At 75.3% G+C, this 13,279-nt stretch carries 14 protein-coding genes; 7 read left to right on the top strand and 7 right to left on the bottom strand.

The genetic code is table 11. The features are described from left to right. Nucleotides 1–84 precede the first annotated feature (84 nt). Nucleotides 85–1,077, top strand: coding sequence for a TetR/AcrR family transcriptional regulator C-terminal domain-containing protein (locus tag AB0469_RS02810; protein WP_366449502.1), 993 nt, complete (start codon nucleotides 85–87; stop codon nucleotides 1,075–1,077). Between the two features lie 46 nt (nucleotides 1,078–1,123). On the opposite strand, the gene AB0469_RS02805 is transcribed toward AB0469_RS02810, so the two are convergent. Beyond that, nucleotides 1,124–3,469, bottom strand: coding sequence for an Orn/Lys/Arg decarboxylase N-terminal domain-containing protein (locus tag AB0469_RS02805; protein ID WP_366449501.1), 2,346 nt, complete (start codon nucleotides 3,467–3,469; stop codon nucleotides 1,124–1,126). Nucleotides 3,470–3,888: 419 nt separating this feature from the next. On the opposite strand from AB0469_RS02805, the gene AB0469_RS02800 reads away from it, so the two are divergent. Beyond that, nucleotides 3,889–4,518: an ankyrin repeat domain-containing protein gene (locus AB0469_RS02800; RefSeq protein ID WP_366449500.1), complete on the top strand. Its 630-nt coding sequence runs from the start codon at nucleotides 3,889–3,891 to the stop codon at nucleotides 4,516–4,518. Next, complete coding sequence (locus tag AB0469_RS02795) at nucleotides 4,515–5,732, top strand: YncE family protein (protein WP_366449499.1); 1,218 nt, start codon at nucleotides 4,515–4,517, stop codon at nucleotides 5,730–5,732. The genes AB0469_RS02800 and AB0469_RS02795 overlap by 4 nt, the downstream gene beginning before the upstream one ends. Here the strand turns inward: AB0469_RS02795 and AB0469_RS02790 are convergent. Then, the gene (locus AB0469_RS02790) at nucleotides 5,716–7,260 is read right to left on the bottom strand and encodes a hypothetical protein (protein ID WP_366449498.1); all 1,545 of its coding nucleotides are present in this window, start codon (nucleotides 7,258–7,260) and stop codon (nucleotides 5,716–5,718) included. The two genes, AB0469_RS02795 and AB0469_RS02790, sit on opposite strands and share 17 nt — an antisense overlap. A gap of 134 nt (nucleotides 7,261–7,394) precedes the next feature. Beyond that, on the bottom strand, nucleotides 7,395–7,838 hold the full coding sequence (locus tag AB0469_RS02785; RefSeq protein ID WP_366449496.1) for a VOC family protein: 444 nt from the start codon (nucleotides 7,836–7,838) through the stop codon (nucleotides 7,395–7,397). A 208-nt stretch (nucleotides 7,839–8,046) separates the two neighbouring features. On the opposite strand from AB0469_RS02785, the gene AB0469_RS02780 reads away from it, so the two are divergent. Beyond that, nucleotides 8,047–8,820, top strand: coding sequence for a hypothetical protein (locus AB0469_RS02780; RefSeq protein WP_366449494.1), 774 nt, complete (start codon nucleotides 8,047–8,049; stop codon nucleotides 8,818–8,820). Here AB0469_RS02780 and AB0469_RS02775 read toward each other — a convergent pair. Together AB0469_RS02775 and AB0469_RS02770 are read right to left on the bottom strand one after the other, a co-directional pair. Further along, complete coding sequence (locus AB0469_RS02775; protein ID WP_366449493.1) at nucleotides 8,804–9,700, bottom strand: NAD(P)H-binding protein; 897 nt, start codon at nucleotides 9,698–9,700, stop codon at nucleotides 8,804–8,806. The genes AB0469_RS02780 and AB0469_RS02775 overlap by 17 nt on opposite strands. After that, a complete protein-coding gene (locus tag AB0469_RS02770) occupies nucleotides 9,697–10,152 on the bottom strand; it encodes a nuclear transport factor 2 family protein (protein ID WP_366449492.1) in 456 nt (151 codons plus the stop codon). The genes AB0469_RS02775 and AB0469_RS02770 overlap by 4 nt, the downstream gene beginning before the upstream one ends. Before the next feature lie 86 nt (nucleotides 10,153–10,238). Between AB0469_RS02770 and AB0469_RS02765 the strand changes: the two genes are divergently transcribed. Together AB0469_RS02765 and AB0469_RS02760 are read left to right on the top strand one after the other, a co-directional pair. Continuing rightward, entirely contained in the window at nucleotides 10,239–10,850 is a 612-nt protein-coding gene (locus tag AB0469_RS02765) for a TetR/AcrR family transcriptional regulator (RefSeq protein WP_366449491.1), read from the top strand. A 65-nt stretch (nucleotides 10,851–10,915) separates the two neighbouring features. Then, nucleotides 10,916–11,131 carry a hypothetical protein gene (locus tag AB0469_RS02760; protein WP_366449490.1) on the top strand — a complete coding sequence of 72 codons (216 nt, stop codon included), beginning with the start codon at nucleotides 10,916–10,918 and terminating at the stop codon, nucleotides 11,129–11,131. A gap of 30 nt (nucleotides 11,132–11,161) precedes the next feature. Here the strand turns inward: AB0469_RS02760 and AB0469_RS02755 are convergent, their stop codons facing one another. After that, on the bottom strand, nucleotides 11,162–11,581 hold the full coding sequence (locus tag AB0469_RS02755) for a hypothetical protein (RefSeq protein WP_366449489.1): 420 nt from the start codon (nucleotides 11,579–11,581) through the stop codon (nucleotides 11,162–11,164). Nucleotides 11,582–11,615: 34 nt separating this feature from the next. Between AB0469_RS02755 and AB0469_RS02750 the strand changes: the two genes are divergently transcribed. After that, entirely contained in the window at nucleotides 11,616–12,266 is a 651-nt protein-coding gene (locus tag AB0469_RS02750; RefSeq protein WP_366449488.1) for an HAD family hydrolase, read from the top strand. Nucleotides 12,267–12,285: 19 nt separating this feature from the next. Here the strand turns inward: AB0469_RS02750 and AB0469_RS02745 are convergent, their stop codons facing one another. Beyond that, entirely contained in the window at nucleotides 12,286–12,912 is a 627-nt protein-coding gene (locus AB0469_RS02745; RefSeq protein WP_366449487.1) for a hypothetical protein, read from the bottom strand. Nucleotides 12,913–13,279 lie beyond the last annotated feature (367 nt).

Here is a 13,279-nt window from a genome sequence, read left to right as displayed (position 1 = left end):
GAGGTGTACTAGCACAGGCAGAGGCCCGATCGGCGTTTCGGCTGCTACCTTCTGCACTAGTACAGGAGAGGAAGGAGGCGGGACGTGACGAAGGCCACGGGGCCGGCCGGCGATCCGCCCTACCTGCGCATCGCCGCCGCGATCCGCCGGCGCATCGCGGACGGCGAGCTGACTCCCGGGGACCGGGTTCCCTCGACCCGGCGCATCGCCGGGGAGTGGGGGGTCGCGCTCGCCACCGCCACCAAGGCCCTGGCCGCCCTGCGCCTGGAGGGGCTCGTCGAGGCCCGGCCGCGGATCGGCACGGTGGTCGCCGGGCCGGCGCCCGCCGCCCCCGCCCTCCCGGCCCGCAGGCCGCCCGCGCCCTCCGCCCGCCCCGAGCAGGAGCTGAGCCTGGAGCGGATCGTGCGCACCGCCATCGGGATCGCCGACGCCGAGGGGCTGTCGGCCCTGACCATGCGCGGCGTCGCGGCCCGGCTCGGCGTCGCCGCCATGGCGACCTACCGGTACGTCCCGAGCAAGGAGGACCTCGTCCTGCACATGGCCGACGCCGCGTTCGGCGAGGCTTCCTACGACGCGGACGCCCCCGGGGACTGGCGCGCCCGCGTCGAGCTGGGCGCCCGCACCCTGTGGGGCCTGTACCGCAGGCACCCGTGGCTGGCGCAGACCGGCACCCTGACCCGCCCGCTGCTCGTGCCCAATCTGCTGGTGCACGGCGAGTGGGTGCTGGGCGCCCTCGACGGCCACGGCCTCGACCCCACCACCCTCTTCGACATCCACGTCCTGCTCTACAGCCACGTCCAGGGCCTGGCCGCGCACCTGGAGATGGAGGCGCACGCCCAGGCCGCCACGGGCCAGACGGAGGACGAGTGGATGGACAGCCGGACCCCCGTCCTGCGGGAGCTGATGGAATCCGGCCGCTTCCCGGCCTTCGCCAAGGTGGTCGGCGCCTTCGAGCAGGGCTACGACCTGCGTCTCGACGCGCTCTTCGAGCTCGGCCTCGCCACGCTCCTCGACGGCCTCACCCCCCTCGTCGAAGGCGGGCGGGCCGTCGCACGGTCCGGCCGGCCGGGCCGGTAGCCGGCGCGGTGCGTTCCGCGCGGGCCGCCGGCCCGGTGCCGGCCGGCTACCGCGGTGTGCGCAGGCACTCGATCAGGTAGTCGCCCGTCTCCGGGTCCACGGTGACGCCGTGGGCCTCGCTGCCGAAGCCGGGGAAGGCCCGGTCGAAGGCCTCCAGGGCGCCCAGGTAGCGCAGCAGCGGGCCGTCCGGGCCGCCGAGCGATTCGCCGGGCATCAGGACGGGGATGCCGGGCGGGGTGACGGTCACCATGGCGGCCGCGATCCGGTGGGCGGCATCGGCCAGGCGCAGGCGCTCGGTACCGCCCCGGATGAGCTGCTGGTAGCAGTGCCGGGGCGGGTGCACGGGCTCGGGGAGCTCCTGGAAGGCCTCGTCCAGCGCCCGGATGAAGGCGCCGCGGGTGAGGTGCTCGTGCATCCGGGCGCACAGGTGGCGCAGGGTGGTGTCCCGGTAGCGGCCGGGGTGGCGCTCGGTGAGGGTGGGCAGGACCCGGTCCAGCGGGGCGTCGGCGTCGTAGAGGGCCTTGAAGTCCATCAGGGCGTCCATGAGGGTGCCCCATTTGCCCTTGGTGATCCCCATCGAGAACAGGATGAGGGTGGTGTAGCTGTCGGTCTTCTCGACCACGATGCCGCGGCCCGCGAGGTACTCGGTGAGGACCCGGGCGGGGATGCCCCACGGCAGGGTCTCGCCGGCGGCGCTGACGCCGGGGCAGGTGAGGGTGACCTTGACGGGGTCGAGGAGGCAGTAGCCGTCGGTCAGGTCGGGGAATCCGTGCCAGGCGGCGCCGGGTTCGAGCTGCCAGCAGGCGGGCTCGGCGGCCAGCAGGCCGGCGGGCGCGTCGGCGAAGGCGACGCGCGTACCGGTGGCGGGGTCGGTGACCGTATCGGGCTGCCAGACGCCGAAGAACCAGTCGGGGCGGTCGCCCGCTTCCGCGATGCGGCGGCCGGTGCGGACGACGGCCTGCCGGAAGCGGATCGCCTCGGTGACGGCCTCGTCGATCAGCCACCGGCCCTGCGGCCCGTCCATCATGGCCGTCGCCACGTCGAGGGAGGCGATGCCGGGATAGAAGGCGGAGGTGGTGCCGTGCATCATGAACGCCTCGTTGAAGCGCTCGTGCTGGACGGGCGCCCGGGGCGCGGGCCGTACGTGGACCATGGCGCACTGGGACAGCGCGGCGAGCAGCTTGTGCGTGGAGTGGGTGGCGAACACGGTGGGCCGGTCGGCGCCCTCGAAGGTGTCCGGGCCCACGGCCATGCCGTAGCGGCCCCGGTAGAGGGGGTGGAAGCGGGCGTAGGCGAACCACGCCTCGTCGAAGTGCAGGCGGGGCGTGCTGGCCGCCAGGGCCCGGGCGGTGGCGGGGGTGTCGTAGCACAGGCCGTCGTAGGTGGAGTTGGTGACGACCGCGTACTGGGCGTCCGGTGAGACCGCTCCCGCGGCGAGGGGGTTGGCGGCGATGCGGGCGGCGACCGCGGCCGGGTCGGTGGCGGTGGGCGGCACGGGGCCGGCCAGTCCGTAGCCGTTGCGGGTGGGCACGAGGTAGACGGGGCGGGCGCCGGAGACGACCAGGCCGTGCAGGACGGACTTGTGGCAGTTGCGGTCGACCAGGGCGATCTCGTCGGAGGTGACGCTGTAGTGGCCCACCATCCGGTTGCAGGTGGAGTCCCCGTGCAGCACGAAGTACGTGCGCTCGGCGCCGAAGACGCGGGCGGCGTTGCGCTCTGCCTCGCCGATGGGCCCGGAGTGCTCGTAGAGCGAGCCGAGCTCGCCCACGGAGATGGACAGGTCCGTACGGAACAGCCGCTCGCCGTAGTAGTCGAAGAAGGCCCGCCCCGCCGGGGACTTCAGGAACGCCACCCCGCCGGAGTGGGCCGGGGTGTGCCAGGAGTACTCGTGGGCGTCCTCGAAGCGGCGCAGGGCGCGGAAGAACGGCGGCAGGAGCTCCTTCGTGTACGTGTGGGCGGCGGCCGCGACCCGGCCGGCGATGAAGGCGGGGGTGTCCTCCAGCGGCCAGATGTAGCCGACGACGGTCTCCGACACCCACAGCGGCAGGTGCTCCAGGTCGTGGTCGGAGCTGTCGGTCATCAGGAGGAAGACCGGCAGGTCCTTGAAGCGGTGCCGGATCCGGTCCAGGACCTCGGCCCCGCCGGTGGGCACGTCGGGCGCGTCCGCGGCCGGGGCGGCCGCCGGGGGGCGCGGCAGCTCCCAGGCCACCACCGCGGCGGCGATGCCCGCCTCCGTCTGGAGCATCGCCCGGGCGTCCCGCGCATCGGCGGCCCGGCGCAGCTCCAGTCCGCGGGCCTCGAGTTCCTTGCCGATCCGGCGCAGTTGTTCGGCGCTCACCCCGCCGCCGAGGGGGTCCTCGCGCAGGGCCAGCAGCACCGTGCCGTTCGCCATGGGTTCCGTCCGCCTTCCGTCACGGGGCGCCCCGGCCGGCCGGGGCTTGACGGGGCCAGTCTGGACCTGCCCGCCGCACCCGGAAGCGATCTTCGGAGGCGGTTCACCCGCCGGTGGGCGCGGCGCCGGCGGCCCCTTGACCGGCGCGGCCAGGCCGTCTCTTCCGGGTCTCGCCGGTCGAGGCCGCGGCGTCCGGTGCCGTGCATCGCACGGCGGAGAGGCTCCCTGGTACTGGACGTACCCGGGTGCCCCGGCAACGCGGCGAGGTGCGGTGCCGGGCGTCCCGGGACAACACGCATAGCGGGTGGCGGTGCCGCGCGGATCAGCCGATCGGATGACGGGCGGGTCGGCCGGGTGTGCCGGGAGGCGCAGACCTCGGGGGGACCCCCGGCCGCTTCGGGCCGGAGCACGATGGGGGCATGAACCCGCACGACCGACTGCTGCTCGATGCCGCCAGGGCCGGGGACGCGGACGCGGTGCGCGCCGCGCTCGCCGCCGGCGCCGCTCCGGAGACCCGTGACGCGGAACTCCGCACACCGCTGCTGCTCGCGGCGCTCGGCGACCACGTCGCCGCCGCCGAGGTCCTGGTCGCCGCCGGCGCCGACCCCGACGCCCCCGATTCCCGCGAGGACAGCCCCTGGCTGGTCACCGGGGTGACCGGCAGCGTCCGCATGATGCGGGCGCTGCTCCCGGCCGGGCCCGATCTGACGCAGCGCAACCGGTTCGGCGGGATCAGCGTCATCCCGGCCGCCGAGCGGGGGCACGTCGCCTACGTCCGGGCCGTGCTGGCGGAGACGGACATCGACGTCGACCACGTCAACCGGCTCGGCTGGACCGCCCTGCTGGAGGCCGTCGTCCTCGGCGACGGCGGCCGGCGCCACGAGGAGGTCGTCCGGCTGCTGCTCGCCGCCGGAGCGGACCCCTGGCTGGCCGATTCCCAGGGGGTGACGGCGCACGAGCACGCCGTGCGGCGCGGCTTCGGCGGCCTGGCGCGGCTCCTCGGCGCGGCGCAGGAGCGTTCCGGCCGCGACGGCCGGAGCGCCCGGTGAGCCACCGGGTCCGGCCCCGGACCCGTACCGGGACGGGCCGGCGGGCGCGGTCGCTGCTGGCCGTCGTGCCGGCCGTGGCCGCCCTGCTGGGCGGCTGCACGGCCGCCGGTTCCGGCAGCGCCGCGGACCGGGCTGCGGCACCGCCCGCGCCGAGCGGGACGCCGCTGCCCGGCGGCCTGCCCACTCCCGGAGGGACCCTGCTCGTCGCCGACTTCGGCGCGGACACCGTCACCTTCGTCGATCCCCGGCGCGGCCCGGTCGGCTCCGTCACGGTCGGCACGGCGCCGTACGGGCTGGCCGTCGGGCCGGACGGCCTCGCCTGGGTGGCGACCGCCGAGGGCGTGGCGGTGGTCGACACCCGGGCCCGGGCCGGCGTGGCCCGGATCCCGTACACCACCGGCACGGGTCCCGCCGGCACCGGCGAGTACCGGGGAGGCGGCATGGGCATCGCGCTCTCGCCGGACGGCTCGCGCGCGTACGTGGGCGTCAACGTGCCCGGCCGCCGGGGCGTGCTCGAGGTGATCGACACCGCCGCGCGGAAGGTCACCGCCACCGTGCCCGTGGGCCGCCGCCCCTTCGACGTGGACGTCGCCCGGGACGGCGGCGAGGTGTACGTGACGGGCCACGACTCCTTCGACGTCACGGTGGTCGACGCCGGTACGCTCGCCGCGCGCCGGATCGAGGTCGCCCCGTACGGCACCGAGGGCGGCCTCGGCTCCTGGCTCAAGCCGCACTACGCGGTCGTCCGCCCGGGGGACGGCCGGCTGCTGCTGCCCTTCGAGGGGGAGCGGCTCGCCGTGGTGGACCCGCGCAGCGGAGCGGTCGCGGTGGAGCCGATGACGGCCGACACGCACCAGCACGGGACCGCCCTCACCTCCGACGGCCGGCTGCTCGTCGTCGGCACCGGCGCCGTGGAGGAGGGCAGGGGCCCCTCCCTGACCGTCCGCTCGCCCGGCGGCGAGGAGCGCGTGTACCCGCTGGACGGCCCGCACGAGGACGTCGCGGTGTCCCGCGACGGCCGGACCGCTTACGTCACCGGCGGCTACACGCGCGAGGGCCACTGGAACGGGCTGACGGTCGTCGACCTCACCGACGGCACCACCCGGCGCCTCCCCGCAGGCACCCGCCCCCTGGGCATCGCCGTCCTCCAGGCCCCATCGGATCAGGGCGCGCGGTCGCGGGGCGACGGGGTCCCGGTCAGCCGCCGCCCTTGAGGCGGCGGTTGACCTCTTCGGTGATGCGGCGGTTCAGTTCGGCCAGCTGCTCGGGGGTGTAGCCGGTGAGGTCGCCGAGGTCCGGTGGATCGGTCCGGGGTTTGTCCTTCTGCTTCTGCTCGTCGCGCCGTTTGAGTTCCTGCTCCTCCGGGGAGCCGGGTGCCGCGTACGCGCACTTGATGAGCGTGCCGTCGGCGGCCTTCAGGCAGGTCGCCTCGCGGCCCGCGACCTGGCCCCGGCCCTCCACCCGGTAGCGGATGTCCTGTTCGCTGCCGATCGTCGCGGTCCAGGTGGTGCCGCCGGTGGGGACCACCTCGAACACCTGGTCGTCGTTGTAGCAGCAGACGTCCCGGTACTCCGCCTTGATCAGGGCGACGATCGCCTTCGGCGAGGACCAGGTCGGGTCGAGCCGGTGGACGGTCAGGGGCGCCAGCCCGCTGCCCTGGTAGTGCGCCGGGACCGTCGCGACGGCGACGACGGAGCTGGCCTCGCCCTGCGGGGTGAGGGGGGTGACGTAGGCGCTGCGTCCGCTCGAGTCGCCGTAGCGCAGGGTGAATTCGGAGTCGTTGCCCGCGTTCGCACCGTCCTCCGAGGCGTCCCAGCCGCTGCGTTCGAACCACCAGTCGGTGAAGCTGCCGACGGCGGCGACCGCCTCCCGCTGCCGGGCGGCGAGGCTGACGGGGTAGGAGGGGCCCGGGACGGCTTCCGTGTCGGTGGTGATGGTGACCTTGCCCGTGCGGCCGTTGTAGAGCGCGACCCCGGCGGGCCGTTCGGTGACGACGAGGAACCCGGTCTGGCGCTTGAGGGGGACGACCACGATGGGCGTCTCGCCCGAGCAGGTCACGTAGGCGTCGCCGGCCTTGAAGCGGACCCAGCGCTTCTGCTCGGAGATCTTCCGGCCCAGGTTGTGGTCGAACCAGCCGCTGATGCGCGCGTCCGCCACGTCCACGTCGAAGGCGCAGCGCTGCTGCGAGCGGCTGGTGCCGCCGAGCGGGACGTCCTGTTCGAGGCCCACCTCGTACCCCGACAGCCAGCCGCTCCGCTCGACGAGGGTGGCGAAGCGGTCGGAGTCGGGCAGATAGGTGATGTCGGCGATCTCGCCGGTGACATCGCCCAGGTGCGGGGCGGCCTGCGCCTTGCCGACGAGGAACGGGGCGCGGGGCGCCAGCCCGGGCACGGGGTCCGTCACGACCTGGGTGGCCTGCATGTAGGCGCGGTCCTGGAGGTACGCGCCGTAGATCATCCACCCGACCGCGAGGACGAGGCCGGCGAGGACACCCAGACAGCCGAGGGTCGCCGCCACGTCGCTCTGGCCGACGGTCTTGCCGCGCCACCTGCGCACGAGCCGCTGGAGCGACCAGACCAGCAGGACGCCGCCCGCGGCCAGCAGCGGCAGGGCCAGCCAGGCGAAGAGCTTGCGCAGCTCCCACACCAGGACGGTGGAGTAGTACGGGGCGAACAGCGGCACGCACGCCGCCACCACCACGACACCGCCCAGCGTCATGCCGACACGCAGAGCCCGGCTCATCAGCGCCTCCCCCATGGCCCGGTTCGGCTCAATTGTGGAGGGCCGGGCGCTCCGGTGCCAGGGGCTTCGCGGAAGAGGGTGTCCGGGTTCCGGACGGCGGCCCGGGCGGAACCCGGCGGGACGGACGGTACGGCTCAGGGCTGGTGCGTCGCGGGCGCCGGTGCCGGTCCGGGTGCGTCGACGGCGACGAGTTCGACCTCGAAACCGTCCGCGTTCTCCAGATAGGCGGCGTAGGTCCGTTCCCCGCCGGCGTGCGGATGGCGGTCGGGGAACATCAGGGTCCAGCCGTGTTCCGGCGCCCGGCGGGCCAGCGCGTCCACGGCGTCGCGGCCCTCGACGTGGAAGGCCAGGTGGTTCAGCCCGGGCCGGCAGCGGTCGTGCCGCTCCGCGGTGAGGGCGGGCGACTGCTCGAAGACCAGGTAGGTCGCTCCGAGGCGCCAGCTCCGGCCGTCGCTCCAGCTCTGGAAGGGCGTGTAGCCCAGGGATTCCAGCAGCCACCCGAAGGAGGTGACGGCCCGCTCCAGTGCGGGCACCCAGATCTCCACGTGGTGCAGGGCACCGTGCACCGGCCGGGTCACGCCGGCCCCACCGCGGCGGCCCCGGCCGCGCGAGCGCGCAGCAGCGTCATTCCGTCCCCCGTCGTCGCCCCGGGCCGCGCGTTCACGGCCCCCCGGCATTGTAGGTCCGCCGCAGGTACCTCCCGGGCCGACCGCCGCGCACACGCGCGGCCTCCTGGCTTAGCCTGAACGCCCGTTTCGTTCTTGCCCGTTGCGACCGAGGAGATCCATGGCCGACACCGTCGACTCACTGACCGCCCGTCTTCACGATCTGCTGGTGACCTGCCTGGCCGGCGCCCCGCGGCGGGGCGATCTCGCCGCGGGCCTCCACGACGTGACCGCCCGGGCCGCGCCGCTCGGCCCCGACGGTGCGTGGCTCGCCGCCGCGTGCCACGCGAACCTCGGCGACCTGGCCGTCGCACAGGGCGACCTGAACCGGGCCCTGTACCACCTCGACGCGGCGGTGACGGCCGGCTACAACGACTGCGTGGCCCTCCACATCCCCTCCATACGGCCGCTGCACCAGGATCCCCGCTTCCGTGTCACGTACGAGCGGATGCGCATCACCCAGGGCGACTTCGAGGAACTCGTCTGGCTGCACCGGGAGATGCAGATCATGGTGAGCGAGGCCCGGGAGGCGACCGTCGACAACATCGGCCGCCTGGACACCGGGGTGTCCCCGCTCCCGCAGGCCCCCCTGCCGACCCGTGCGCCGCACACCCCCGGCCTCCTGATCACCCGCATCGAGCTGGCCGCGCTCCAGACCGCCCTCCAGCAGGCGGCGTTGAAGGCGGAATTCGGGCGGAGTGCGGGCAACACCAGCCTCGGCCTCATCGACGGGTCCTGGGACCACACCCGCGCCGTGTCCGACGCCCGGCACGCCGACGACCGGGACACCCGGCGCCAACTGGAGGCCGAGGCCCGGGCCTTCGTCGAACGTCCCGGCGCCGGCGCCGTGCTCCTGGCCTGCCCGCCGCTGGGCTCGATCACCTACCCGGGCTGACCGGACCCCCGGCCTGTTCGAGGAGCGCCCGTTCGGCGTGCTCGCGGAAGGTGCGGGCGGGCCGGCCGGTGAGGCGCTCGACGGTGTCGGTCACGCGGTCCTCGGCCCCCTCGGAGATGGCCCGGTCCATGTCGGCCAGCATCGCGGCGAACGCGGGCGGCATCAGCCGGGCGAGCCGCTCGCGCATCTGCGCGTGGGGCAGGGGGCGGTGGACCACGGGCCGGCCGGTGACCTCGGTGAGGACGGCGGCGATGTCGTCGTGGCTCAGGGCCCGGGGGCCGGTGAGGACGAGGTCGGTGCCGGGAGCCCGCGGGTCGGTGAGGGCGTGGACCGCCACGGCCGCGATGTCGTCGGCGTCGACGAAGCCGACCCGGCCGCCCCCGGCGGCGGTGACGAGGACGCCGTCGGCCCGGATGCCGCGGGCGTGCAGGTGGTCTCCGGTGAAGTTCTGCATGAACCAGGACGGCCGCAGCACCGCCCATTCGTCGAAGAGGCCCGGCAGGGCGGCGTGCACCCGGCCCGCCGCCGGGCCGCCCTCCGGGATGGAGGAGGCGCTCAGGAGCACCGCGCGGCGCACCCCGCGGGCGCGGGCCCGGCGCAGGAACGGGAGGACGGAGGCCGCGGGGTCGGGATCGCCCACGGGCGGGATGACGTAGAGGCGCTCGACGCCGTCGAGGGCGGTGTCGTGGGTGCCCGGGTCGTACCAGTCGAAGCGGACCGGCTCGGCTCCGGCGACGGCGGCGCCGCTGCGTCCGGCCGCCTTGACCGCGTGCCCCGCGGCGGCCAGCCGCGCGGTGACGCGGCTGCCGGTGGTGCCGGTGGCGCCGATGACGAGGGTGGTGCCGGTCGCCGGCGAGGGGCTGGCGTGCGGGGCGGTCATCGGCTGCTCCTGGCGGGTTCGTCGCCGGGTTCGAGGACGGCGAGGGGGTTCCAGTAGTCGCGGTAGGCGGTGATGCGGCCGTCGTCGACGGTGACCACGGCGATGTACGTCATGTCGTAGGGCCGTCCGCTGCGCACCAGCCGGCCGGTGGCGCGCATCTCGGCCACGATGGTCCGCGGGTCGGCGGTCTCGTGGATCCTCAGGTCGGCCTCGGGGAAGTCGTGCAGGTCGATGTGGTCGGGGTAGGGGCGCATGTAGGCGGCGACCGCTTCCCGCCCCTCCAGCCGCCGCGGCCGTCCCGGGGGTGCGAACGGGAACTCCATCACCCCGTCCTCGGCCCACAGGGCCACCCAGCCGGGGATGTCCCCGGCCAGCAGCAGCCGCAGGCCGTGGCGGTACAGCTCCGCCGGGGCGGTGGGGGCGGGTCCGGGTGGAAGACCGGGTTCGGGCATGGCTGTCCTCCGTCTCATAGAATACGGACCGTGGGTCCGCTTCAAAGATACGGACCCGGGGTCCGTTTTTCAATTGGAGGAGCCGCGTGCCCGAACCCGAGCGCAAGACCCGCAAGGACGCCGCCCGCAACCAGCGGGCCGTCCTGGAGGCGGCCGACGCCCTCTTCGCCCGCGCCCAGAGCCCCGAGGACCTCACCATGGCCGACGTCGCGGCCGCCGCCGGGGTCGGGAAGGGCACCGTCTTCCGTGCCTTCGGCGACCGCGCGGGGCTGCTGCGCGCGCTGTACGAGGCCCGGCTCGAACCCGTCCGCCAGGCCGTGGAAGCCGGGCCTGTGCCGCTCGGGCCCGGCACCCCGCCACAGGAGCGCGTACCCGCCCTCCTCGACGCGCTGCTGTGCTTCAAGCTCGACAACCGCCGCCTCGCCCTCGCCCTGGAGGCCGGCGGGGGCGGGACGACGCCCTACCGGGCCGGGCACTACGAGGACTGGCACGCCCTGCTGCGGTCGGTGCTGGAGCGGATCCCCGGGCTCACCGACCCCGGGTTCACCGCCCACGCCCTGCTCGCCGCCACCCGGGCCGATCTCGTGGAGCGGCTGGCCGGTCCGGAGGGCCTGACGCGCGAGGACCTGCGGGCCCGGCTGGCGCGCTACGCGGACCGGGTCGTCACGGCGCGGCCGGCCGACGCGCCCCCGGAGTGAGGGCCCCTCCGGCCGGGGCCGCCCGGCCGGAGTAACCGACGGACGGGCGGCGCGTTGGGTACCGCGTGACACTCGACGATCTCTACACCGACATCGTGGCCGAGGAACTCGACGCGGACGCCGACGCCGGGCCCGAGCGGCTGCCGGTGCTCACCTACCGCGAGGCCGTGCTCGCCCTCGCCGTCCTCGGCGCCGTCGCCGAGGGGCGGACCGGCGAGGAGGTGCGCACCACCGCCCGCGCCCTGGGCACCCGGCTCGGCATGCGCCTGCCCGCCGGCTGAGCCGTCCCCGCCCGCGAGCCCGCCACCGGTTCAGGCCGTGCCGCCGGCGACGACCGCGCACGGCGTCCCGAACGGGTCGGGCACCCTCGCGATGCGTCCCACCCCCGGGGCGTCCACGGCCGGGATGATGACGGCGGCCCCGGCCTCCGCGGCCCGCGCGAGCGCGGCGTCGCAGTGCTCGACCTCGACGTACGGGTGCCGTTCGGGGGCCGATCCGGCGTCCCGGTGCTCCTGGCCCGGTTGCCGGATGCCGCCGCGCACGGTCCGCCCTGCCCCGCCGGCAGGGCAGGGGATGCTGTGGACGAGGCCTTCGCCCATGGGCACGTCACGGGTCTCCCGGGACGGGACGCTGCCGTGGAACTCCTTCGCGGAGGCGCGCTCGGCGGTGCAGAGCTCGATCCGGCCGACGCCGCCCGGCTCGTCGACGCGTTCCGGCCCGCCGGTGTCCACGGGGGCGCGTCGGCCGTGCCCCTATCCTGCGGAGATGATCAAGCCCATAGAACTCGTCATATTCGACTGCGACGGGGTCCTGGTCGACAGCGAGCGGATCGCCGCACGCGTACAGGTCGCCCTCGGGGCCGCATGGGGGTGGCCGCTGACCGAGGAGGAGGTCGTCGACCGGTTCATCGGACGCTCGCACGCCGCGATCCGGGAGCAGATCGCGGACCGGCTCGGCCAGGAGACGGCCGCGATCTGGTCGGAGAGGTTCGAGGAGCTGCACCGCGAGGCCGTGGACGCCGGACTCGCCCCGGTCGACGGCCTGCCCGAAGCCCTCGACGCCCTCACCCTGCCGACCTGCGTCGCCTCCAGCGGCTCGCACGACAAGATGCGCCACACCCTCGGCCGCACCGGGCTCTACGCACGCTTCGCCGGCCGCATCTACAGCGCCACCGAGGTGGCCCGCGGCAAGCCGGCGCCCGACCTGTTCCTGCACGCGGCCCGGCGGATGGGGGTGGACCCGGCTGCCTGCGTCGTGGTCGAGGACAGCGGGCCCGGCGTCCGCGCCGCCCGGGCCGCCGGCATGCGCTCCCTCGGCTACGCCGGCGGGCTGACCCCGGCGGCCCGCCTGGAGGGCCCCGGCACCACCGTCTTCCACGACATGCGGGCGCTGCCCGCGCTCGTCGCGGCGCTGTAGGCGCTGCGCGGGCCGGACGTCAGCGCCAGGACCGGTGCTGCACGGGCTGCCCGGGGGCCGGCCGGGCGCTGCGGAGCAGGGCGTCGAAGCGGGCGTACAGGTCGTGCGCCTGCTCGGGCGCGGGGACGTAGGCGGTGACGGACCCGTCGGCGAGCTGGACCGTCACCACGCTGCCGCCGCGCTGGTCGGGCTGGTGCCACAGCCCGGCGAGGGCCGCGGCGGGGACCCAGCCCGGCTCGCTCTCCGGGGCGCGGCGGCCGCCCCGGCGCCGCCGCAGGGCCCGCCGGTAGCCGGGGATCAGCAGGGCCGGGAAGGTGGCGACGGCGAACAGGAAGATCGCGATGCCCGCGATCACGCCGCCGGCCCAGTTCAGCAGCGCGATGAGGGCGCCGTAGCAGAGCGCCACCAGGAACACGCACATGGAGGCGTCGACGGCGGCCTCCGGCGCCCCGGTCTTGCGGAGCACGGTGAAGGCGCCGAGCGAGGCGAGCATCACCAGGAGGGTGACGCATCCGGCCCCCTCGCCGAGGAGGGTCTCGGCGAGGGACTCCTCGCGCTGGTCCGGCTTCACGGCGTAGCCGTGGTCGTGGAAGTGGACGGTGATCCGCCCGCCCGGCGTGGCGTTCACGCCCTTGATCGCGTACATGACGATCACGCTAGCGCCCCCGGCGGGACCCCCGGGGACCGGCCCCCGGTCCGGAGCCCTGCGGCGCCCGGCTTCCGTTTCCGGGACCTCCCGGCGTGAGAACGGGCACATTTTTGTCCCTTTTGACCAAAATCGCTGGATCCTTGACTGCGGTCGTACCAGATCCACCGCCACCGGGAGAGACATGCGCAGCGCACACCGCCTGACGGACCACGGCCGGATCGGCCTGCCCGCGATGGCGGGAGCCGCCGCACTCGGCCTCTGCCTCACGCTGCTGATCCCGGCCGGTGACGCCTCCGGAGCCGAGGCGCCCGCGCCCGCCGGAGCGGCCGCCGGACGGGCGGCCGGCGCGGCCGGCGCGGTGGCG

This window comes from Streptomyces sp. NPDC093801, assembly GCF_040701585.1.
GTDB lineage: Bacteria > Actinomycetota > Actinomycetes > Streptomycetales > Streptomycetaceae > Streptomyces.
This window is presented reverse-complemented; position numbering and strand designations above follow the sequence as displayed.